Origin of the sequence: Lysinibacillus sp. OF-1 (assembly GCF_028356935.1) — a bacterium.
GTDB lineage: Bacteria > Bacillota > Bacilli > Bacillales_A > Planococcaceae > Lysinibacillus > Lysinibacillus fusiformis_D.
In genome coordinates, this window is record NZ_CP102798.1 from 2,980,562 (window position 1) to 3,004,359 (window position 23,798).

General features: G+C 37.7%; 20 protein-coding genes. 6 read left to right on the plus strand and 14 right to left on the minus strand.

The genetic code is table 11. From position 1 onward, the window contains the following. The first annotated feature begins 6 nt into the window (after positions 1 to 6). Positions 7 to 513, plus strand: coding sequence for a PCYCGC motif-containing (lipo)protein (locus NV349_RS14485; protein WP_036120389.1), 507 nt, complete (start codon positions 7 to 9; stop codon positions 511 to 513). A 28-nt stretch (positions 514 to 541) separates the two neighbouring features. Here NV349_RS14485 and NV349_RS14490 read toward each other — a convergent pair whose 3' ends face one another. The 6 genes from NV349_RS14490 to NV349_RS14515 all read right to left on the minus strand — a co-directional run bounded on the left by NV349_RS14490 (position 542) and on the right by NV349_RS14515 (position 7,994). Next, positions 542 to 2,584, minus strand: coding sequence for a cellulose biosynthesis cyclic di-GMP-binding regulatory protein BcsB (locus NV349_RS14490; protein ID WP_058844124.1), 2,043 nt, complete (start codon positions 2,582 to 2,584; stop codon positions 542 to 544). Beyond that, a complete protein-coding gene (locus NV349_RS14495) occupies positions 2,584 to 3,855 on the minus strand; it encodes a glycosyltransferase family 2 protein (RefSeq protein WP_058844123.1) in 1,272 nt (423 codons plus the stop codon). Before NV349_RS14495 ends, NV349_RS14490 begins: the two co-directional genes overlap by 1 nt. Continuing rightward, positions 3,848 to 5,296, minus strand: a complete 1,449-nt coding sequence (locus tag NV349_RS14500; RefSeq protein WP_271910334.1) for a DUF2334 domain-containing protein — start codon at positions 5,294 to 5,296, stop codon at positions 3,848 to 3,850. The genes NV349_RS14495 and NV349_RS14500 overlap by 8 nt, the downstream gene beginning before the upstream one ends. Further along, positions 5,286 to 6,143, minus strand: coding sequence for a diguanylate cyclase domain-containing protein (locus NV349_RS14505; protein WP_271910335.1), 858 nt, complete (start codon positions 6,141 to 6,143; stop codon positions 5,286 to 5,288). Before NV349_RS14505 ends, NV349_RS14500 begins: the two co-directional genes overlap by 11 nt. Further along, complete coding sequence (locus NV349_RS14510; RefSeq protein WP_271910336.1) at positions 6,124 to 7,182, minus strand: glycosyl hydrolase family 8; 1,059 nt, start codon at positions 7,180 to 7,182, stop codon at positions 6,124 to 6,126. Before NV349_RS14510 ends, NV349_RS14505 begins: the two co-directional genes overlap by 20 nt. A 275-nt stretch (positions 7,183 to 7,457) precedes the next feature. Continuing rightward, the gene (locus tag NV349_RS14515; RefSeq protein ID WP_036120402.1) at positions 7,458 to 7,994 is read right to left on the minus strand and encodes a hydrolase; all 537 of its coding nucleotides are present in this window, start codon (positions 7,992 to 7,994) and stop codon (positions 7,458 to 7,460) included. Between the two features lie 415 nt (positions 7,995 to 8,409). Between NV349_RS14515 and serC the strand changes: the two genes are divergently transcribed. Both serC and NV349_RS14525 read left to right on the plus strand, forming a co-directional pair. Beyond that, complete coding sequence (gene serC / locus NV349_RS14520; protein ID WP_271910337.1) at positions 8,410 to 9,498, plus strand: 3-phosphoserine/phosphohydroxythreonine transaminase; 1,089 nt, start codon at positions 8,410 to 8,412, stop codon at positions 9,496 to 9,498. Positions 9,499 to 9,772: 274 nt separating this feature from the next. Beyond that, positions 9,773 to 10,132, plus strand: coding sequence for a hypothetical protein (locus tag NV349_RS14525; protein WP_036120408.1), 360 nt, complete (start codon positions 9,773 to 9,775; stop codon positions 10,130 to 10,132). 66 nt (positions 10,133 to 10,198) lie between these two features. On the opposite strand, the gene NV349_RS14530 is transcribed toward NV349_RS14525, so the two are convergent. Genes NV349_RS14530 through NV349_RS14540 form a run of 3 tightly spaced genes read right to left on the minus strand, consistent with a single transcriptional unit; the run spans position 10,199 to position 12,248 of the window. Then, positions 10,199 to 10,627: a Fur family transcriptional regulator gene (locus tag NV349_RS14530; protein WP_036120410.1), complete on the minus strand. Its 429-nt coding sequence runs from the start codon at positions 10,625 to 10,627 to the stop codon at positions 10,199 to 10,201. Beyond that, the gene (locus NV349_RS14535; RefSeq protein WP_036120412.1) at positions 10,624 to 11,487 is read right to left on the minus strand and encodes a metal ABC transporter permease; all 864 of its coding nucleotides are present in this window, start codon (positions 11,485 to 11,487) and stop codon (positions 10,624 to 10,626) included. The genes NV349_RS14530 and NV349_RS14535 overlap by 4 nt, the downstream gene beginning before the upstream one ends. 14 nt (positions 11,488 to 11,501) lie before the next feature. Further along, the gene (locus tag NV349_RS14540; RefSeq protein ID WP_036120413.1) at positions 11,502 to 12,248 is read right to left on the minus strand and encodes a metal ABC transporter ATP-binding protein; all 747 of its coding nucleotides are present in this window, start codon (positions 12,246 to 12,248) and stop codon (positions 11,502 to 11,504) included. A 167-nt stretch (positions 12,249 to 12,415) separates the two neighbouring features. On the opposite strand from NV349_RS14540, the gene NV349_RS14545 reads away from it, so the two are divergent. Beyond that, entirely contained in the window at positions 12,416 to 12,652 is a 237-nt protein-coding gene (locus NV349_RS14545) for an endonuclease IV (protein ID WP_036120418.1), read from the plus strand. Positions 12,653 to 12,717: 65 nt separating this feature from the next. Here the strand turns inward: NV349_RS14545 and NV349_RS14550 are convergent, their stop codons facing one another. Continuing rightward, a complete protein-coding gene (locus NV349_RS14550; protein WP_141905082.1) occupies positions 12,718 to 13,611 on the minus strand; it encodes a deoxyribonuclease IV in 894 nt (297 codons plus the stop codon). A 12-nt stretch (positions 13,612 to 13,623) separates the two neighbouring features. Next, a complete protein-coding gene (locus tag NV349_RS14555) occupies positions 13,624 to 14,925 on the minus strand; it encodes a DEAD/DEAH box helicase (protein ID WP_036120423.1) in 1,302 nt (433 codons plus the stop codon). 291 nt (positions 14,926 to 15,216) lie between these two features. On the opposite strand from NV349_RS14555, the gene NV349_RS14560 reads away from it, so the two are divergent. After that, on the plus strand, positions 15,217 to 16,272 hold the full coding sequence (locus tag NV349_RS14560) for a 2,3-butanediol dehydrogenase (RefSeq protein ID WP_271910338.1): 1,056 nt from the start codon (positions 15,217 to 15,219) through the stop codon (positions 16,270 to 16,272). A gap of 39 nt (positions 16,273 to 16,311) precedes the next feature. Here the strand turns inward: NV349_RS14560 and kdpC are convergent, their stop codons facing one another. Genes kdpC through kdpA form a run of 3 tightly spaced genes read right to left on the minus strand, consistent with a single transcriptional unit; the run spans position 16,312 to position 20,742 of the window. Then, positions 16,312 to 16,956, minus strand: coding sequence for a K(+)-transporting ATPase subunit C (gene kdpC / locus NV349_RS14565; RefSeq protein WP_058844120.1), 645 nt, complete (start codon positions 16,954 to 16,956; stop codon positions 16,312 to 16,314). Positions 16,957 to 16,968: 12 nt separating this feature from the next. Then, on the minus strand, positions 16,969 to 19,032 hold the full coding sequence (kdpB, locus tag NV349_RS14570) for a potassium-transporting ATPase subunit KdpB (RefSeq protein ID WP_271910339.1): 2,064 nt from the start codon (positions 19,030 to 19,032) through the stop codon (positions 16,969 to 16,971). Between the two features lie 15 nt (positions 19,033 to 19,047). Further along, positions 19,048 to 20,742: a potassium-transporting ATPase subunit KdpA gene (kdpA, locus tag NV349_RS14575; RefSeq protein ID WP_271910340.1), complete on the minus strand. Its 1,695-nt coding sequence runs from the start codon at positions 20,740 to 20,742 to the stop codon at positions 19,048 to 19,050. 368 nt (positions 20,743 to 21,110) lie between these two features. On the opposite strand from kdpA, the gene NV349_RS14580 reads away from it, so the two are divergent. Beyond that, positions 21,111 to 23,798: a sensor histidine kinase gene (locus NV349_RS14580; RefSeq protein WP_271910341.1), complete on the plus strand. Its 2,688-nt coding sequence runs from the start codon at positions 21,111 to 21,113 to the stop codon at positions 23,796 to 23,798.

Here is a 23,798-nt window from a genome sequence, read left to right on the forward strand (position 1 = left end):
CTATTTTTGAAGAAAACGATTTCTATTTTTGTTGTATTGGCGTTATTATTATTAAGTGCATGTGGTAAAGATAAAAACAGTGTTGAATCGAACCATGAAGCTAATGACGCTTCACATGAAGGACATACACAAGCTTCAGGTGATATACAGGAAGAAACCGCTTCGGCTGATGTCCTGCCATCCTTTTTAGACGATAAACAGGAAAATATTCGTTTAGTCTATCAGCTTGCAGGACAATCGACAGAGGTTCTAGAATGGATGCCATGCTATTGCGGTTGTGGCGAATCAGTAGGCCATAAAAGTAATTTAAACTGCTTTATTCAGGACAAACGAGAAGACGGATCCATCGTCTGGGATGATCATGGAACACGTTGTTTAGTATGCTTAGAGATTGCTGTACAGTCCGCACAAATGCATAAAGAAGGAAAAAGCCTAAAAGAAATTCGTCAGGTCATTGATGATACTTATAAAGAAGGCTATGCAAAGCCAACACCAACTGATATGCCTGCATAAAAAAGCAAAGTCGCACGCGACTTTGCTTTTATTTTTTCAATTGATTTTTCTTCCTTTTGCGAAGAATGATATATAGAATTACTGCGATGACAATAATCAGCCCCACAAATTCCGCAATTAAGACATAGGAGATCTCACCTTTTTTATCTACGTTTATAACGCCGTTATTAGCATGCTGATTCACTGCCACTACAAATTGTCCTTCTTTTGTTTCAATCGCAGCAGCTATCTGTGAATCCGTCTCTTTTAAATGGCTATAAAAGTCTCCCGTTATGGGAGTATCTCCAAATGAATGAATCCATAGTAAAGGCTCATTAACCTGCCAGAAATTTTTTGTTATAAATGCATATTGACCAATAGCCTCAGGTAAAAACCCTTGTTTGATGAACTGCTCAGTTGTATGCGGAATCGTGGTAGCATGTTGTGACAGCCATGTCAGATGCTCCATATCTCCCGTAAAAATAACTGCATGCTTTTGTAACTTTTCCTTTGTGACATTTTTGTCCTTCATCAGTGTGATTTGCGCCATTTTTCCATTCATCATTAATGCTTTATAAAGCGACACCATTTTTGTATCATCCATATTTTCGTTACTAGGGATGACCATTAACGTATTTTCATGAAAGGCATTGGGGAAATCACGTAATGTAAAGGTTGGCTCTGCTGTATCTTTTACTATGGATAATGTGCTGTCACTATCAATATACAGCCAATATCGTTCATTAGTTGTTTCACACGGATCTTCAAGTTGGAAGCCCGTTACCTCAAATTGAAGATCTGTCATTGATTGCTTGTTAAGCACGTTAGTTTGGATCGGTATGATCGCCTCGTACATATCTGATGTTGTTTGTTCTAATTTTCGTAAATCTACAGCATGTGGCACATTATTAATATAAGCAATCAATTCTAATTTTCGATCCTCGTCCTCTTTACTGCTCGGTATAGTAGCAGATTTTTTTAAGATCAATCGCATCGTCGCTTCTTTATTTGCCTCTAGTTGCGGCAAGGAAACATAATAATGAGGTGTCATTGTGACTTGACTAGATAAAAGTCGGTCCTCAAAGCCAAATTGCTGGAATGGAATCGTTGTGTCGGATGTCTGTTCCACTGTCGGTACATCTTTAATCGCTACTGTATTACCGATTAATTGCTCGAATAGTCTTGCTTCGGTTAAAAATGATAGTCGATCCTGTATCGCTTGAGCATTCGAAGAGGTTACCACTAAAAGTTGAACTTTTCGATTAGAGTCTGTATTCAAAAGTTCCTGCATTGTCAGTGTCATTGCATCATCCGTAACACTTATGTTGTTTACTATTTTTTTCAATAGGCTTGTACTAAATTCGGTTTTCGCCCCGACGATAATGATTGGACCTGACGCTTTACTAACAGCATCTTCTCGTTTAATCTGTACATCTATATCACCATGTTCGGATAAAAAAGCAGCAAGCTGATAGCCACTGTTTAATGTGGCTTCAGAGGCCTGCTTCGGTAAAACAACCGTCGTGACATAGCCCTCATAACCTAAAAATGCAGCAGGATAACTTGTTAAGGACCCTGCCTGACTTTCCTCGCTGAATGCTGAAATAGATGATAATATTTCGATGCGTAACCAATTCCCTGCATTGCCTGGAGCGACGCAAATTCCTTCTTTCAGAATGCCATAAAAACTAGCTGTTATTTTATGTGAGCCTTGTAACAGTGCTTCTTTTGGAAGATTGACCGTAACAGTTTGTTTTAATAAATCGGCTCTCAATGGCACTGTTTTAAGTGCTACATCATCCACTTTCACCGTGAAGGAGGACGGTGCTATCAGTAGTTCTGAATGCTGAATTTGAAATGTCACTTGTTGATTATTTGAGGGAACATCCTCAGTTAAATTGTAGTAAAAATCTCTGGACGAAGAAGGCCCCTGTAATTCGATTGGCTGTGCTAATAACGGCTTTTTCTGCTGTTGATTGCCTTCTATTGCAATTATGTTGTCATCCACGGTAATGGTTGCCGCAACTGCATCGTTAGCAAAACATAAAAAACCAATACAAAATAACAATGAATAGAAGAATTTGGTTCTCATTATTCTGCTCCTTTATCTGATTGCTTGGAAAAACGCTCTGTTTTATACCATTGAACTTCCTGCCCTGTAAACATGCGTTTTATTTCTAATAGTAATGACCAAACGACTAGCACGATCCACATTTGCGAATAGGTAAAATACATAAGTATGACATAGAAGAAATTTTTTCGATTCATTTCTGTTTTTTCAATACTTAAAGTAATCATAACTTCGCCTAGGAAAAGTAAAAAGGCTAATACCCATAAAACAAGGGCAATATCGCCAACGGTCAAACCAATATCATAAAATAAATTAATGATAAACAAAGTATTGGATAGTATAACGCCAAAGAAAAATAAGAAATACGTAAAGAAGAAGTAAAATAAATCAAACATAATACTTTTTCTTTTTAAGGTAAAAAATTGACTCAAGAACTTTAGCACTACATATTGATTGCCCCTTGCCCACCTTGTGCGTTGCTTCCACCATACTTTTAATGTTTCTGGCTCTTGCTCCCATGTAATTGCCTTTGGGAAAAAGCGGATGTGGTAGCCTAAATTATAAACACGAATGGTCAGCTCTGTATCTTCTGCTAATGCTTTTACATCCCAACCACCTAATTGCTCTAAAACAGTGCGCCGGATAGCAAAATTAGTGCCAGGTATGGTAGCCACCTTAAACCATTTCCAACGCCCTCCCTGAGCCATCCATTGGAAACATATCGTTTCAATATTAATAAAGCGTGTCAACCACGTTTCCGCTGCGTTGATAACACGAAACTTCCCTACCGTAGCAGCTGCTTTCGGATCATTTATTAATCCCATCACTAAATACCAAACTGCCATCCGTTCAGGAGTATTATCAGCATCATAGACCACTACGATATCGCCTGTTGAATCAGCAAGTGCCGAATTTAACGCAGAGGATTTCCCTTTCCCCTTGTTCGGCTCTACTGTTTCAATCACACGAATAAATGGAAATTTCTTAGCGTATTGCTCTGCAATCGCACCTGTTTCATCAGAGGAATTATCATTAATGACAATCACCTCTAGTTGATCTTTAGGATAATATAAACGAGACATGGCCCTTAGTGTCTGGTCGATCACGAGCGCTTCATTGTGAGCAGGGATAAAGATACTAACAGAAGGAACTTTGTCCATTTTTTTAGCCCATTCATCAATCGGTTTTTCAAATGTACGAAAGTGTAAATAACCACCCTCCATTAAAAACATATGATAAAGTAACATGATCCAAATGAGGAAAAGTGAAATAAAAAATAATGTATTAGCCATTTGTTTTCCTCTCCTCAAATAATCTCTTACGTAATGTGATACGTAAACGTAAGGTACTTATAAAAAATAATGTAACAAATAGGGAAACAATGAAAACGAGCGCCCATAATATTAACTCAAATGGTCGTTCATCAAATGAAATTTTTAATCGTTCTAAGTTCGAAAACGATAAGTGAATAGTTTGTTTACCCTTTTCATCCTGCACAATCGAAACGTTCTCTGATGTTACTTGCTGTTTCGTATGACGGAAATCGAAAAATTCGATTTGTGGATGTTCCCTTAAATAAGCTACAAGATCCTCTACATAGGAAGCATTTAAATAGGCTGGATATTGAATACCAATGATGGAGCTAGGCACTTTTAATAATCGCTCTATTTCCTGTTGGACAGGATATAGAGGAAGATTGTCCGTACTGTCAATAGACCCAACCGTCATCGGGTAAATGATGCGATTGTCAATTTTCGATAGATATAATTGTTGATTTCCTTGTTGTATACTCCCTTTAAATAAGGGGCTATCACCATTGATGACTGTAGGATAAATTTTACGAAGTACTAAATAATCAAGACTTCTTTCAGTTGGAATAGTAGTGGATGATGAAAGAATAAATGGATAATTTTCCTTTTGCAATTGTTGCAAATAACTTAATAATTTTTTATTGTCGTGCAAGTGATAGGATTTTTTTTCATGCTCATCCATGAAAATGGGTGTGACTTCAAGAGCAATGGGTATTTTTTTTTCAGAAAATCCCATCACTACCTCTTTTAACTTTTGCACATCTGTTTTCATATTAATATCTGTTAACACAATATAGCCAGGATGTATCTGTGGCTTGGGTAATTGTAAAAGCTCGCCTATAATAGCAGGCCATTGATAGGACCATGTATCTTTATTGATGAATTCTCCAATAAATGACCATTTGTCCTTGCTGATGATAAAAGGATAGGATTGGTTTACTGATAAAGCCCTCTGGATTATTTTTGAATCATCGGTTGGTAGTAAACTGTTCCACCGCACAGGGCTATGTAAACTTTCTTCTCCTATCGCTCTAAGTTCCACTACTGGACCTTCCTGCCATTTGGAAAAGGGTGAAAATTGAAGCGCATTGTCACCTATCAACAGTACGAACCCTTTGAATTGATTCAGTGCAGACAGTGCTTGAGGAGGAAGTTTTGTTGGGTAGGCGTTCATTACAACGACGCGTTTGTATGGTTGCAGCTTTTGTTTGTTGATATCTTCTATCGAAACAACATTTACTGATGTGTAACTCTGCAATATGGCTTGCAATGCGATTACATCCTCATTTGGCTGTTGGTTACTTGTGACATAGATCAAAGCTACGTCCTTATCAGAATCGGCTGCAAAGACCAACTCTTGGTTGATGAAAGTATAAAAACAAAGCATTCCAATGGCGAACCATAAACGATAGTTAGAGCGCACTTGTTTTCATCTCTCTTTCCAGTTCTTCTAATAATTCATCAAATGTTGATTCCTTCAGTGGATGATAGGTAAAAAAGCTTGTTTTATAACGGAGCGTCACCCATTTTTCATTTAACAATTGGTGATTTTTTAAAGCCTGGTCCAATTTGTCATAAATAACTTCCATATGCTCATCCGTCGTATCAATTAGCAGTAAGCCGATATGGTCTTCACGAAATCGAAATTTTTTATCTGTCTGCCTAACAGTTTGTTGAATCCTTTGAGAGAGCTGTTGCCATAAATGTTGGACTTCTTTCGCTCCATAAAGTTGTTGGAACTTGCGATAATTTTCAATCTTCAACACCATAAAAACAAAGGTATGCTTATGTCGATCCGCTCGTCGCATTTCCTCATTGACACTAATATACATACGTGCCTCATTATCAAATCCAGTTTCAACATCAATCGCTACATATTTTCTAACATCTTCTTGCAACTTTTTTAAATAGTTTTCCTGTTCTTTCATTAATTCATGCATCTTACCAGCACAAAGAATGAGTAGCAGCAATATGATGCCATATATGAAAAATATCTGCATAGAGAAGGTAGAATTTAAAAATGTCATGGATCCAGATATTCCTGTATAGAGAAGTGTTGATCCTGTAATAAAAATAAAGACAAGGCTACTGATAAGCCCAAATACCGTCCCTCTCCAAAGGGTGAGAACAAGTAAGAGCATTAAAAACATGTATAGTAATAAGCCTTCAACATCCTGTCGCAATAAAAAATAAGCAGGTATTTGCAAGAGTAAAATAAGAATGGTCCCATATACCAAAATCGCTCTATTTTTAGTCATTGTTGTACGCATTTTCTACCTCCCTTTCTGCTAATAGTGGTAGTAAATTATCAAAACTATGCGTTGACTGCGTTTTTTTATCAACATAGCCTGTTGTAGGGTCTTTCAAAGCTGACATTTTTTCGATGAACTGTTGTGCTAATTGCTGCTCATTTAAGGCAATCATATAACGAGCTGCCATTGCATAAACGGCTGGTGATTCATAGCTAACTGTTGATTCGTTTGTTTGTGCATTGTATCGACCATACAATTTATCGTCTCTTTTTAGAAGGTTTAACAGCCAGTTTTTAAATGCGGCTGTATCTCCATTCATTGAAGCCAGATGATAAGCCGTATACAATTGATCAATCATGTGTAGTTCCTCATCAAACACATAGCTCTTAGAAGGAATATCATAATATTTTGGAAAAAACCCTGCCTCAGTGAGTGGCGCATTTTGCAAAATTGCTAACTGATGCTGAACTTGTTGTTGTGATAACACATCATATTTTTCCATTTCTTTGAAAGCAGAAGGCATAATATAGCTAATTGTTAGTGTCTGGGCTTTATCATGAGTATAAACATCCACATAATCGACAAATAGATTTTGATTCATCCCATATTGAACTAACTGATCTCCCATGTTTTTACCCAATTGTATGTAAGACGAATCATGCCATTTTTCACCTGCTTCCAGTAAAACACGAATGATTCGTAAATCATCAATCAGGGCGTTTACCGTAGCTTTTTTTGAGCCCTCTATTCTCCAGACAATCATATCATTTGTTAAAAAATAGGATTTCATGACATTCACCTGGTCATTGAAACGAGCTTGATCGTCTTTTTCTAATAGGTACGCAAGCCATAACCCTACTGATTCTGATAAAAATAAATCCTTTTGGTTTGTTAAATCTGTGCTTAACAACCCTTTATCATTCAGTAAATCTTGAATAACAAACTGTTCCGTTGGTGAAAGAGGTTCTTTTTGAACAGTCACTTCTTTCACCGTACAACTAATCAAAAAAAGAACAACACTACCTATAAACAGCAACCATTTATTATTTTTACGCATTGTCATCATCCTCATTAATCGTTATTTCCCTATAATGAAATCCCGCCTTTTTATTATAGTATACAATAATTAGAATGGCGAAGCTTTTATAAGAGTAGTGTCCTACGCGTATCTGTTTCCATAAAAAAAGATGTCCGAAAAAGGTCTATAGACCCATCGAACACCTACCATATTTATATAAAATCATTATATTTTTGTACATTATTATTAAAAGCAAAAATTATTATTACAAAGATTGCATGTTCCAGACCAATTGTTTCAATTTTAACTTCCTTTTACTTCACTAACTGTAAAATTGTTTTAAAATGTTCATGGTCTGCACGTTGTAACAGCTCGTATAAAATCATCTCTGTGCTCGTTGGATAAATACCAAGTGCATTCATCTTAGTTAGCCCGATTTCTTTATTTGCCTTTGTTCGAGAAGACACAGCATCTACCACAACTTCCACTTCAAATCCTTGTTCCTTCAATTGTCTCGCCGTTTGGTACACACATATATGTGTTTCGATACCCGTGACAATAAATTGTGAACGTCCGCTTTCCTTCATCGCCTCCACAAATGCCTCTTCCTGGCAAGCACTAAAAGCCATTTTAGCAATGGGTTGCCCTTGTAAATGCTGGGCTATATCCAGTGCTGTTCCACCTAAACGACTTGGATTTTGTTCGAGCCATAAAATAGGTACTTCAAGTGCTTGCATGGCTTGTACCAACTTTGCTACATTGTCAATCATCGCTTCACTGTCATCCACAATTGTCGCTAACTTTCCTTGTACGTCCACAACCACTAAACAAGCTTTCTCTACTGTAAACATTTTGAACACCTCTTTTTCCTATTCTCTCTTATGATTATACAAAATCTTGCTTTACCTGTCGTAAAGTAAGAAGTCCCTTTCTTCAAAAATAGAGAGTACTGCAATCGATTTTGCTTGTTTTGGTGCTTCTTATACATTTTATCTATAATGGTAGAATAATTCCCATATCTTCAAAAACGAACATTGCACGAATTAAATCACAGCAATATGTATAAATCACGAAATATACAACTTATTTATTTGACCAAAACTTCTTTTCATTCGTATTTAACCTTCAAAACAGACTTAAATGTGACCATTTTGTTGCGAGTCTGTCGCTATTCTGCTCAAATATTAAGAATTTTATTTTTTCTCTTGAAAATTGGGGTATAATCCAGTAAAGTTCTGTTATTAACCAAACAAGGAGTGTACCACTTTGACACAACGTGCATACAATTTCAACGCAGGTCCATCTGCACTACCACAAGAAGTATTAGAAAAAGCTCAAGAGCAATTAGTAAACTTCCGTGATTCAGGTATGTCCATTATGGAAATGAGTCACCGTAGTGCTATTTTCGACGAAGTACATAACGAAGCCATTGCTTTATTAAAAAAACTTTATGCCATTCCAGAAAACTATGAGGTGCTATTTTTACAAGGTGGCGCAAGTCTTCAATTTACAATGATTCCTATGAACTTCTTAACAACTGAGCAAAAAGCTAGCTATGTATTATCAGGCTCATGGTCTGAAAAAGCTTTTAAGGAAGCGAAATTGTTTGGTACACCTGTTGAAGCTGCAAGCACAAAAGAAAACCAATACCGCAATATTCCTGCTTTAGCAGACATTCAATTCAATGAAGATGATGCCTATGTACACATCACATCAAATAATACGATCTACGGTACACAATGGAGAAATTATCCTGACACAGGAAATGTTCCATTAATTGCCGATATGTCTAGTGATATTCTGTCAAAACCAGTGGATATTGAAAAATTCGGAATCATCTATGCAGGCGCTCAAAAAAACCTTGGTCCATCAGGGGTAACGGTCGTCATTATTCGCAAAGATCTGCTTGAGAAAGCCAATAAAAATATCCCAACAATGCTGAAATACACAACACACGCTGATAGTAATTCACTGTATAATACACCACCGACATTTGGTATCTATATGCTAGGAGAGGTGTTAAAGTGGGTAGAAGCTAAAGGTGGCGTAGCTGCAATTGAAAAACACAATGAATTAAAGGCCAAAGTGATTTATGATGCCATTGACAATAGTAATGGCTTCTACAAAGGTCATGCGGCTTCAGATAGCCGTTCTTTAATGAACATTACATTCCGTGTTGCAGATGAGGAGCTTGAAAAGCAATTCCTTGCAGAGGCGAAGGCAGCAGGCTTTGTAGGGCTAAACGGGCATCGATCTGTAGGTGGCTGTCGTGCTTCCACTTACAATGCAGTGCCTCTTGAGGCTTGTGAGGCTTTACGAGATTTCATGGTAGCGTTCCAACAAAAACATCAATAGACTTATACTAAACGACGACGAATTACGTTTCTGTAATGACTCGTCGTTTTTTGTTTAAAAAAATCATGCAAATCTATCCTCATACAAATCATTTGAATTAGATATTTATAGCAATTTTTCAGCTTAGGGCTTTACACAATGCAAAAGATTTTGAGAGAAATATAGATTTTTAAGCTGCCTATCGGACATATCGCCAACCTCTAGTTATGCACCAAACATAGATTATTAGTGTAAGGGTTACCCTTACGAAACTAGAGGAAGGGAGGTCTAGACGATGGAAGATAAACGATATACGACACAGATGAACTGGCAAGGCTGTAAATGTCCTAAAAAGGTGGAAAAATGCTGTCAACGTAAAGTTGAGAAATGTCCTTGTCAAAAAGAGGAAAAATGTACACCAAGAATGAGCAGCAACTGTAGAAGTTGTATTTGTCAACAATTAAGAAAATTAGAGCTTGCTACTACACTAGATATCTTCTTATCTGGAGGTATTAGCTTCTTAGGTGTGACTTTCATTTCCTTCGATCCACGAACTTGCTGTGCATACTTCCTTGAGCCAGGTGCAGCACCTGCTTCTCCTTTAATTGTAGATTGTAATAAAATTGTTGCGATCCGTAGAGTAGCAGTAGCTTAATAAGTTAAGAGGGTAGCCCTATATAGGTGCTACCCTCTTTCTACATAGAAAAAACGCTGTCGTCTTTTAATTTGACAGCGTTTCATGCTTACAATCTGGACATTTGCCATATATTTCGAACTTATGATTTTCAATTTCATAGTCAGGCAATTTTTCTCCTAGCATTTCCATTGGGCAAAGATTCAGCTCTTTGACGTTGCCACAGTCCATACAGATGAAATGATGGTGATGATGGGCAGATTCACAGTGCATACGGAAGTTACGTTCTCCTGATAGCTCCGTTTCTTCTAAAATCCCCAGCTTCACAAAAGTAGCAAGGTTGCGATAAATAGTATCAAAACTCATTCCTGGAAAATCCTTTTTTAAAACGTCCAATAAATCGCGGGCCGTCAGATATTTATCTGTTGCAGCAAACATATCTAATAGTAACTCCCGTTTATCTGTTTTTTTATAGCCATTTTCTTTTAATATTTCCCACGCTCTTGAAACATTCATTGTGCTACCTCCCCCTGCTTTGCAGCCATTTTAAATGCTACTTTCTTTCCTAGGATTACTAGTAACAAAATCAAAATCGAAGTGACAACAATCGTACCACCCGGCGCTAAATCCATATAAAAGGCACTAATTAGGCCAATTAAGACAGCCGTTTCTCCAAAGAGGATAGCATAGATGATCGTTTGCTTAAAGCCTTTTGCCAAGCGCATTGCAGCTGCAACAGGTAACGTCATTAATGATGACACAAGTAAAATCCCTACTATGCGCATACTTGCTGCAATGACAAGTGCTGTCACAATCATAAATAAAAGATGAACCCAACGTGCCGGCAGTCCACTAGCTTTTGCATATTCCTCATCGAAAGATAAAACAAATAATTCTTTAAAAAATAAAAACAAAAAGACAATGACAACAGCTGCAATTCCGATTACAACCCATAAGTCTTGGCGTGACACTGCAGATACCGAGCCAAATAAATAGCTCATTAAATCTGTGCTAAAGCCACTAGCCAGTGAGATAAAGATGGCACTTATACCGATACCACCTGACATAATGATAGGAATGGCAAGCTCCTCATAGTGTTTATACAAACGTCTTAGACGCTCAATTAAAATAGAGCCACTAACAGAGGCTAGTATTCCTAGATAAATAGGATTGAGCATGGCTAAGGCTGTTACAGACTGACTGATATATAAGCTCCCCGCAATTCCTGCAAGTGTTACATGTGACAAAGCGTCCGCAATTAAGGATAACCTTCGTACAACAATAAACACACCTAATAATGGAGCAAGAATGCCAATTAATAATCCAGAGAAAAAGGCATTTTGTAAAAATTCATAGTTTAAAATTGCTTCAATCATGGTGCCTACTCCTTCTAATGAATCTTTCTCACGGAATGACCATACCAAGCGTCTAGCGCATCCTGGGAGATATTATCAAAGTCATTTTTATAGCCGTGGAAGTGAATGGTTTGATTTAAACATGCCACATGGCTAATGCGATTCGATACCGTATCGACATCGTGTGTGACAAGAATCATGGTAATTCCTTGTTCCCGATTCAATTTCGCCAGCATATCATAAAATGACTGCACATTCTCATGATCAATGCCGACAGTTGGCTCATCTAAAATGAGTAGTTTTGGATCACTAACTAAAGCTCTTGCAATAAAGACGCGTTGTTGTTGTCCACCAGATAGCTCGCCAATGTTACGATGCATAAAAGCATCCATGCCAACTGCTTTTAAAGCTGCTTGAACTTTCCCTTTAGCATCTCGCCCTGGTCTTTTAAAGAGCCCTATTTTTTTCGTTAATCCACTTTTCACGACCTCTTGCACAGTTGCTGGGAATCCAGAATTAAAGGCATTAGATTTTTGAGAAACATAGCCAATCCATTCACGATGCTTGAAGGTTGCACTTGGTTCACCAAATAATTTTATTTCTCCAGACAAAGGCTTTAATAAACCTAAAATGATTTTTAATAGCGTTGATTTCCCAGAACCATTCGGACCGAGAAGTGCTAAAAAATCACCCTCTTCTACACGAAAAGAGATGTTTTTTAAAACGTGTGTATAGTCATATTGAAATGACACATTTTCAATATCAATAAGTGTTGTTTTCATGCATGATCGCTTCTTTCTAATTCAAAATCATTACGATTTACAAATTGTAAGTATAAAGGAAAGTGCAGTTTTTGTAAAGAAAAGAAGACAGATGCTTTTTCGAATGGGCTGATTGCGCGTGTGTACATGATGTCATGAAAATAAAACGCGATAAAGGAGGATTGACTTTGAGTATTCAATTTTTACAGCAATTGTCACAAAGCACAGATAAGGAAATTGTCGCGATTGCTCGTGAAGAAGGCTTTAACATTACGACTTCGGAAGTCAAAAAACTTCGACCTTATTTGGAGCAATTCTCATTTTCTTGGCTTTTTTTAGGCATTCCAAAGGACATTCTAGTAGAAGTTGAGGCGGTTTTAGGAAGAAAGCGCTCTCGTCAACTCATCGCATTGTTTACAAAGTAAAAAGAAGCCCGAAATCAGTGTACTATACTGATTTCGGGCTTCTTTATCTTGCTCCATATCGGGTATTAGCCTTTTAACGCTTCAATATGCTCAGGCTTAAATGTACCACTTCGTAGCATTTCAATTTCAACTTTATACGGAGCTACCTTAGATTTTGCATCACTATTTAGCGGCACAAATGGTGTTTCTAAAATTTTAGGAACATTCATCAATTGCGGATGGTGCACCACATAGTTTAGGGCATCAAAGCCAATATGACCAAAGCCAATATTTTCGTGACGGTCTTTACCAGCACCTCGCACATTTTTTGAATCATTAATATGCAAGACTTTAATGCGATCCACACCGATAATTTTATCAAATTCGTTTAATACACCATCAAAATCTTCCACAATATTATAGCCAGCATCATGTGTATGACAAGTATCAAAGCAGACAGAAAGACGTTCGTTATGAGTGACGCCATCTATAATTTTCGCGAGCTCTTCAAAGGAGCGTCCACATTCTGTCCCTTTCCCTGCCATTGTTTCTAAAGCAATTTGAACGGGATAGTCTTGTGTTAATACCTCATTTAAGCCTTCAATAATTTTCGCAATCCCAGCGTCAGCACCAGCACCGACGTGAGCACCAGGATGCAAAACAATTTGCGTTGCTTCCAGTGCTGCTGTACGTTCAATTTCAGATTGTAGAAAATCAACCCCAAGGCGGAATGTTTCTGGTTTTTCTGTGTTGCCGATATTAATAATATAAGGTGCATGCACAACAATATTCGTCATGCCGTGCTCTTTCATATGCAGGAGACCATTCATAATGTTTAAATCCGCAATGGCTTTACGACGCGTATTTTGCGGAGCTCCTGTATAAATCATAAATGTATTAGCACCGTAAGATAGTGCCTCTTTACTAGAGCCAAGCAGCATTTCTTTCCCACTCATCGAAACATGTGAGCCAAGTAACATGTAAAAGCCCCCTTATTTTTTACCTCGTGCTTTTAAGCGACGTTCACGTTTTTTAATTTTTTCCATTTCCCATTTCATATTACGTTTATAGCCAGGTTTAACTTTTTTAGGCTTACGCACTAACGCTTTCGCTTTCACATCGATTTCATTCTCTTGCTTCACGCGATTTTTACGTGCGTGACGTTCTTTTAACTCAGACCATTCGCCATCTTTTACGTCTTTTTGCACAAATGGAATGCCCATTTTTTCGACACGAACTACTGCATCCTCATCAGACGGTTCAAATAAAGTAATGGCTGTTCCTTTATTGCCTGCACGTGCTGTACGTCCAACTCGGTGAATGAAGAATTCCAAGTCCTCTGGAATTTCATAGTTAATAACATGAGAAATTCCTTGAATATCAATACCACGTGCCGCTAAATCAGTAGCAACAATGTATTGATAGTCGAGTTCACGAATTTGCTTCATCATCTTTTTACGATCACGTGGACTTAAATCACCATGAATTTGGCCACAACGGATGCCATGCTCATTTAAATAACCAGCAACATGCTCTGCCGTTTTACGTGTGTTAGTAAAAATAACGGCTAAAAACGGATTGATACCTTCAATGACTTCTAATAAACGTTTGTTACGAGATTTTGAGCGCACTGGCACAAGTACAAAATCGATACCTTCTGCCACTGGTCGTTTATCATTCATATGGATGTGCACTGGAGCTTCCATATATTTCTTTAAAAATGGCTGAAGTTTTTCTGGAATCGTTGCAGAAAAAACATACATTTCAAGCTTTTCTGGCATCTGTGAAGCAAATCCATCAATCTCTTCTATGAAGCCCATATCGAAAGCTAAATCTGCTTCATCGACAACTAACATTGGTGCCGTATGCACAAATAACGCTTGTGCTGAAACAAGATCACGAATACGTCCAGGTGTTCCAACAACAATTTGAGGTTGTGTTTTTAATTTATCAATGGAGCGTTGTTTGTCCGTACCCCCAATAAATAGTTTCGCTTGAATAGCAGTTCCTTCTATTAATTGATTTAAAGCATCAAAAATTTGCTGTGCCAGCTCTCGTGTAGGGGAAGTAATAACGGCCTGTACTTCCTGTTTTTCTGCATCAATACGTTGAACAATTGGAATTAAAAAACTATGTGTTTTCCCTGTTCCTGTATGTGCCTGTCCAATGGCACTCTTCCCTTTTAATAAAAGTGGAATAATTTCTTTTTGAATTGGTGTCGGTTCTGTAAAGCCAAGTTTTGCAATGGCGTCCTGCAAAAATGGCTGAAAATTATAATCAGTATATTTTGACATCATTCGTTCCTCCTAACATCTTTCTCATTGTACCATGATTCGAACTTTAAGGTATATTTACGTCCTATTTCTTACAAGCATAAACATAATTTTAGTGTTTTATAATCACCGTAACAAAGCCCTTATCAAAGGTACTTGAAATACGCAGAATATGCAATCAAAAAAGCGCTGTAACAATGTTCGAAAACGCTAGTAATATGTAATTTTTATGTCAATTTATAGTGAACTAATGATTAGCATATTTCCCACATGTTATGATGGTGCTGTAAGATATTATAGGAGGTTGAGATTATGAAAGCAGCAAGATGGTATAAAGCAAAAGACATCCGTGTAGAAAACATTGAAGAACCAGTCATCACACCTGGAAAAGTAAAGATTAAAGTACATTGGACAGGCATTTGTGGTAGTGATTTACATGAATACGCAGCTGGGCCAATCTTTATTCCAGTGGAGCAACCTCACTATGTAAGTAAAGATATCGCACCAATTGTTATGGGACATGAATTCTCAGGAGAAGTCGTAGAAACTGGCGATGGTGTAACATCCGTTAAAGTGGGAGATCCTGTCGTTGTTGAACCGATCCTTGCATGTGGTGAATGTGCAGCGTGTAAAAAAGGGAAATACAATATTTGTAAACACCTAGGTTTCCACGGTTTATCAGGCGGTGGCGGAGGATTCTCTGAATATACAATGGTAGATGAAAAAATGGTTCACAAAATGCCAGAAGGTCTTTCTTATGAACAAGGGGCACTTGTAGAGCCAGCAGCAGTTGCCTTACATGCAGTACGTCAAAGTAAATTGAAAGCTGGCGACAAAGCGGCTGTATTTGGAACAGGTCCAATCGGGCTTCTTGTGATCGAAGCATTACGTGCAGCAGGCGCAGCAGAAATATATGCTGTAGAGCTTTCAGCAGAGCGTGCCGCAAAAGCTTTAGAACTTGGTGCAACAGCCGTAATTAACCCTAAAGACGAAGATGCAGTAGCTCGTCTACATGAATTAACAAACGGCGGCGTAGACGTTGCCTTTGAAGTAACAGGTGTTCCAGTGGTATTACAACAAGCCATTGATTCCACAACTTTTGAAGGCGAAACAATCATCGTATCTATTTGGGAGTCTACTGCATCTATTCAACCAAACAATCTTGTTCTATCAGAGCGTTCAGTCAAAGGAATTATCGCGTACCGTGATATTTTCCCAGCAGTAATGGAGCTCATGACACAAGGTTACTTCCCTGCGGACAAGCTTGTCACAAAACGCATTGCACTTGATGAAGTGGTGACAGAGGGTTTCGAGGCATTAATGAAAGAGCGAAATCATATTAAAATCCTTGTAAATTCACAAGCTTAATATAGAGAGACAGGTAGAGAGGCTTCCTCTACCTGTTTTTTAATCTTTAACTTTATCCATTTTCCCCTTAATTTCCAGATTCGCCATAAGGAAGTTCACCTTATTTTCTCCAAATACTCCTAATGTACGTTTTTGTATATTTGCCTCTATAATTTTATTAATTTCTTCCTTTGAAAGCCCACTTGCTTGGGCAATTCGGTCCACTTGTATTTGTGCCGCCTTCACACTAATATGTGGGTCTAATCCTGAACCTGAGGCAGTCATTAAATCAGAAGGTATATCTTGTCGTTGTACGGATGGATTTGCAAGTAAAAACTTCTCGATATCTGCCTCTATCCGTTTCTTCAATTCTGGATTCGTTGATGCATAGTTAAATGTACCTGAGCTAACACCACTGTAGCTCACTTCGCCATTGTCATCTGGTAGCATATCCTCTTTCGTATAAATATTATAGTTAACAGATGAAACACGCCCCCAGAAATATTCTGGAGCAGTAAAATTTTGACCGATTAATTCAGAACCAACCGCTTGACCGTCCATTTCGATTAAACTGCCATTTGCTTGTTGATGAAACACCCCTTGGGCTAAAGCTGTCACGGCAAACGGGTATATTAAACCACATATAATGAACATGGCGATTGTTATAAGTAATGCCTGCTTAGAACTATCAAAAATTTTTCGCATATAGCTTCCTCCCTATAATCCAACTATACGAAATAATGGTCCTACTAGTAGATCAATGATTTTAATGCCAATAAACGGTGCTATTATTCCGCCAACACCGTACACAAGCAAATTTTTATTCAATAATTTCGCGGCACTCATTGGCTTATACTTAACGCCTCTCATGGCGATTGGAATAAGCAATGGAATAATGACCGCATTAAAAATTAAGGCAGAAATAATGGCACTAGTAGGTGAATTGAGATTCATAATATTTAATGCTTTCATCTCAGGTACAGCAACCATTAGCATAGCTGGAATAATAGCAAAATATTTTGCGATATCGTTTGCAATACTAAATGTAGTTAAAGCACCGCGAGTCATTAGCAACTGCTTGCCAATTTCGACAACTTCAATAATTTTAGTTGGATTTGAATCTAAATCAACCATATTCGCAGCTTCCTTTGCTGCATTGGTTCCTGAATTCATGGCAAGCCCTACATTCGCCTGTGCCAGTGCTGGCGCATCATTCGTACCATCACCCGTCATCGCTACAACTTTACCTTGTGCCTGCTCGTCTTTAATCACTTGGATTTTATCTTCTGGCTTACTTTCTGCAATAAAGCTATCTACGCCCGCTTCCTTTGCGATTGCTGCTGCAGTAAGTGGATTATCACCCGTACACATAATCGTTTTAATGCCCATTGCACGAAGTTGTTCAAAGCGTTCCTTCAGTCCAGCCTTGACGACATCCTTTAAATAAATGACCCCTAAAATTTTATCGTTTAACGCTACTAACAGTGGTGTCCCACCAACAGAAGACACTTGTTGAACCAATTGATCCAAATTGCTAGGAATGCTATGACCTGCTTTCATACATTCTTTTTTTATCGTATCAGTGGCTCCCTTTCGAACTTTAGTGCCATCTAGTGTATCTAAACCACTCATTCGTGTCTGTGCGGTAAATGGAATATGCTCACTTGACTTAATCATGTTTTCTTCACTGTCCGTATTTACCCCTAATTGGGTGGCCAATGATAAAATAGATTTCCCCTCTGGTGTATCGTCTGTTAGAGAACTTAGCCATGCAGCTCGAATTAAATCCTTAGTTTCCACCCCTTTTACTGGTAAAAACTCAGCTGCCATGCGATTTCCATACGTGATCGTTCCTGTTTTATCTAGGATTAATGTATCTACATCTCCACATGCCTCTACCGCTCTACCAGACATCGCAATAACATTAAATTGTGTTACTCTATCCATTCCTGCAATTCCGATCGCCGACAATAATCCACCAATTGTTGTCGGAATTAGACAAACTGTCAGGGCAATTAATGTAGCGATAGAAATCGGCACATTTAAATAAGTTGTCATTGGGTAGAGTGACACCACAACTAATAGAAAAATAATCGTTAAACTTACAAGAAGTGTGTTAAGTGCTATTTCATTTGGTGTTTTCTTGCGACTAGCTCCTTCAATAAGCGTTATCATTTTATCTAGAAATGATTCACCAGGCATGGAAGTAATTTCGATTATCAACCAATCACTTGTCACCGTCGTCCCGCCCGTAACTGACGAAAAATCTCCGCCCCGTTCTTTCACTACAGGAGCAGATTCACCTGTAATTGCGGATTCATCTACAGTAGCAATTCCGTCAATGACCTCCCCATCATTGGGAATGACCTCTCCAGCTTGAACTAACACCATATCTCCTTTTTTTAATTCATGTGCCAGTTTAAAAATTTCAGAACCATCATTTAGCAAAACACGTGCCTGTGTCACTGTCTTTGTTTTTTTTAATGTTTGGACCTGTGCTTTCCCTCTTCCTTCTGCAATCGACTCTGCAAAATTGGCAAATAGAATCGTAACAAATAGAATAATAGCTACAATACCATTATATAATCGTGCATGTTCTCCACTCTCATTACCAAACAAATTTGGAAAAAGAACTAATAGTAACACGAACAAAAATCCTACCTCCACAACAAACATAACAGGATTCTTCAGCATATATATGGGGCTAAATTTCTTAAAAGCATCTATTAATGCTCTTTTTAGTATGACGCCAGTCATAAAACTTTTTCTTGCTGTTTCCATATGTGTCTCTCCTCATTAAGAATAAAGTTGTAAGTGCTCTGTAATTGGACCAAGTGCTAAAGCTGGTAAAAATGTCAGCGCACCAATCATCAAAACGACAGCCACAAGTAAAAAAGTAAAAGTTGTCGTATCCGTTTTTAATGTCCCTACTGAATCGCTATGCCTTACTTTATTAGCAAGTAAAGAAGCGATAGCTAATTGAATAATTATAGTTACATAACGACCAAAGAACATAGCAAAACCTGTTGTTATATTCCAAAAGGTTGAATTATCCGCTAAACCTTCGAAGCCAGAGCCATTGTTGGCAGAGGCAGAGGCAAATTCATATAGAACTTGTGATAATCCATGTGCCCCTGGATTCGTTATTCCAGCTATTCCAGATGGTGTTGCAACCGCAAGTGCTGAAAAGAGCAAAATAATAGCAGGATGAATTAGAATACAAAGAGCAATTAATTTCATTTCTTTTTCTTCGATTTTTTTACCTAAAAACTGTGGAGATCGACCAATCATTAGACAGGCAATGAAAATGGTCAGCAGGACATACATCATCATGTTCATCAGGCCAACTCCTTTGCCTCCGAACACAACATTGAGCATCATATTAAACATAGGTACTAGACCACCAAGTGGCGTTAAAGTATCATGCATATTGTTAATAGACCCTGTAGTAAATGCAGTCGTTACAGTCGTAAATAATGCCGATTGTGCTACCCCAAAGCGTATTTCTTTTCCTTCCATACTCCCAAGCTCCTGTGTAATGCCGAGTTCACTAATGAATGGATTACCAGCCTTCTCTGCAATGTACACAGTCACTAATCCTACGAGGAACAATATACTCATTGCCGTAAAAATAGCTAACCCCTGTTTTCCAAAAATAGTTTTCTCTTTTCTGTAGGCAACCATCAGACTAAAAGCGATGACACATGCCCCTGGTAATAACATCATAGATAACATCTCTACTATATTTGAAAGAACGGTCGGATTTTCAAAAGGTGTGGTTGAATTGGCTCCGTTAAAACCACCACCATTTGTCCCTATATGTTTAATAGATTCAAGAGAAGCAATAGGTCCAAGTGCAATATCTTGCAATTTACCCTCTATTGTTTGTACTGTTTGATTGCCATTGAAGGTTTGAGGTGATCCTTGAGATACTAAAATAAGAGCCACAACAATGGAAAAAGGCATTAAAATACGAGTAATAACACGAACAAAATCGACAAAAAAATTCCCTATCGTATCTGTTTTAGCTACTAATCTACGACAGAAAGCCATACAAGCGGCATAACCTGTAGCTGCTGATGTAAACATCATAAAAGTAATGACTAGCATCTGTGATAAATAGCTGAGTCCAGATTCACCACTATAATGCTGAAGATTTGTATTCGTTATAAAAGAAATAATTGTGTTAAACGAAAGAGTAGCTTCCATGTTGTCAATATTATTTGGATTTAAAAATAGTAATGCTTGAATGCGTAGTATTATATATCCCACAAACACCATCATGGCATTTGAAATAATTAATGAAAGTACATATTCTTTGCCCGTCATATCAAGTCGTTTAATGCCGCAAACTTTATAAATTGCTGCGTCGACTTTATCTAATAGAGGATCAAGCCAAGTTTTTTGTTGTAATGTTACTCGATATAAATAATGACCCGTTAAAATAACGAGCGGTAGATAGATAATGAGTACGATGGCTATTTGCCACATAGTGTGTCCCCCCAGCCTTTAATAATTTTCTGGATAAAGTAATGCATGCCCTAAATAACCAAATAGAAATACTAGTACTACTCCCATAAAAATCCACAAATTGACTTCCTCCTCGTTACTCTTCTACTAGTTTGTAGCACCATACTGTTAACGCCAAAACACAAGCAAAGCTTATGATTAGTAAGCCCATCATAAAAAAATCCATCAATCGTAACACCTCTTCTCCTTAAGGATGCTCTCATCATACTGACTTTCAAATTAATGTAGTGTTAGGAAATCCTTTTTTCTATTAAGAAAGGATAAAGAAGCAAAATCTTTACACTTTCTTAATGGAAGTTAACGCTATAATACAAATGAGGTGAAAGAGGATGGAAGATAAACGCCCAACTCCAGAGATGTTTCTTGCGAGGCTTCAACAGGAGGAACAAACTAAAGGGAAATTAAAAATCTTTCTCGGCTATGCTGCAGGGGTAGGTAAAACTTATGCCATGTTAGATGCGGCACATCAGGCACAAAAACTCGGTAAAGATGTAGTGGTTGGCTATGTGGAGCCGCATCCTCGTCCAGAAACGTTAGCATTACTAGAAGGACTTGAGCAAATTCCTACAAAGATAATAACCTACAAGGGAAAAATATTTCAGGAATTGGATATAGATGCCGTATTGCAGCGCCAACCAGAAATTGTCCTGATCGATGAATTGGCCCATTCTAACGTGCCAACGATGCGGCACAAGAAGCGTTTTGGAGATGTTGAAGAACTACTTGCTAAAGGGATACATGTTTTTACAACTGTAAATATTCAGCATATTGAAAGTCTTCATGATTTAGTAGAAGAAATCACTGAGATTAAAGTGCGAGAACGTATTCCTGATTATTTAATTGATCAAGCTGCACAAATAAAAGTGGTCGATATTGAACCAGACGAATTAATTCAACGTCTGCAAGATGGAAAGGTATATGTCAAGCAACAGGCAGAGAAAGCTTTACATTCTTTTTTCCGCAGACAAAATTTAGTATCACTACGGGAAATCGCATTACGACGAACAGCCGATACAATCAACTATCAACAATTAAACAGTAACGAATCTGTCAGAAATTATGTACAAATTGAAGAACACTTACTTGTAGGAATCAGTAGTTCTCCTACAAATGCAAAAGTGATTCGAACTACTGCAAGGCTTGCACAAGCCTTACATGGCAAATTTACCGCTCTCTATGTTCAAAACATGCAGGCACATGAAAGAAATCACGCCGATTCAGAACGCTTACAACAGCACATCAAACTTGTTGAACAGCTTGGCGGTCATGTTGTCATTGTTCAAGAAGATGACGTAGCCGCAGCCCTTGCCAACTATGCTCAAGTTAGTGGTGTCACTAAACTTGTCATCGGTCGAACAAGTATGAGAAAAAAATGGTGGCAGCCAAACACCAAAATTAGTGATCGCCTTAACGAATATGTGCCGAATTTATCTATACACATAGTGCCAGATCAAGAAAATGAACAATTCTACTTTCCTAGTATCAAAAATAAACTGGCATTTGAATGGCTTGATCTATTTAAAATGTTTATCGTATTTAGCGTAATATCCATAGTCGGCTTATATTTGTATTCCATTGATATTAGTGAGCCTAATATTATAACCATTTATATTCTAGGTGTTCTCATTCTTGCTATTTGGTCATCAGGATGGATAATGAGCATTATTAGCTCTATCGTTGCTGTTTTACTTTTTAATTATTTGTTTACAGAGCCACGGTTTTCATTTGATGCGTATCATCGTGACTATCCTATGACTTTTTTTATCATGTTTCTCTCTGGTGTAATTACAAGTAGTTTAACGAAAAAGATCAAGGCGCAAACTACTATAGCCATACGGAAATCTTATCGAATGGAAGTACTCCTTGAAACGAATCGGAGACTGCAACACGCAAAGTCTATCGAAGAAATTATTACGGAAGGTATGACTCAAATTGTCAAATTAGTAGAAAAACCTGTGCAATTTTTTGAAATAGACAATCAGGTAATTGGGAAATCTACTTTTTTCCGAACGGAGAAAATATCTGCAATAGAAAATCAAAAAATAGCTACACTTTTCAATAATCCAAACGAGCATGGCGTCGTGAGCTGGGTGACGAATAATAAGCATGTAGCTGGTGTATCAACAGATATATTTCCTGAAGTGAGTGCTTACTATATACCTGTTATTTCTAATAGTCATGTTAAGGGGGTTATTGGTATTGCACTGTCTAAATTATTGCCTCTACCTGCATTTGAACGCAATATTTTGCACGCCATCATTAATGATTTTTCATTCGCAATGGATAAATGGTATTTACAGAAGCTCAATGAAGAAGTAGCGCGAGAGGCTGAAATGGAGCAGATGCGAGCTAACCTGTTACGGGCCATATCCCATGACCTTCGAACACCGCTTACTGCTATTTCTGGAAATGCGGATATCTTACTGAATAATGCATCATTAATACCTGATAGTGAAAAAAACAAATTATATGAGGATATTTTTAATAATTCAAAATGGCTTGTCCAAATGGTAGAAAACTTACTAGCTGTTTCTAAGCTAGAGGATGGACAATTTGCTTTAGAAATGCAAATGGAATTAGTAGAAGATATTATTCAAGAGGCTCTTTCCCATGTTGTTCACCAAAACAATTCTCATAAAATATCCTATCAAATAGAACCAGAATTTTTATTGAGCCTAATGGATGCTAGATTGATTATACAGGTTTTCGTCAATATCATTGATAATGCATTGACTTACACCCCTCCAGGCAGTGACATTACTATCTCGGTGAAGGAATGTGATGGTTTAGTAAATTTCAGCATTTCGGATAATGGGCCAGGAATTGATGATTCCTTAAAAGGTAGCTTATTTGAGCCGTTTACGACTGGCAAGGTCCAACGCAGTGATAGTAGACGAGGACTGGGGCTAGGCTTAGCACTGTGTCAAACAATTTTAAAGTTACATGGTAGTCACATAACTGTTTCAGATAATAAACCGCAAGGAACAATTTTTAACTTTTCACTGAAAAAGGAGTAA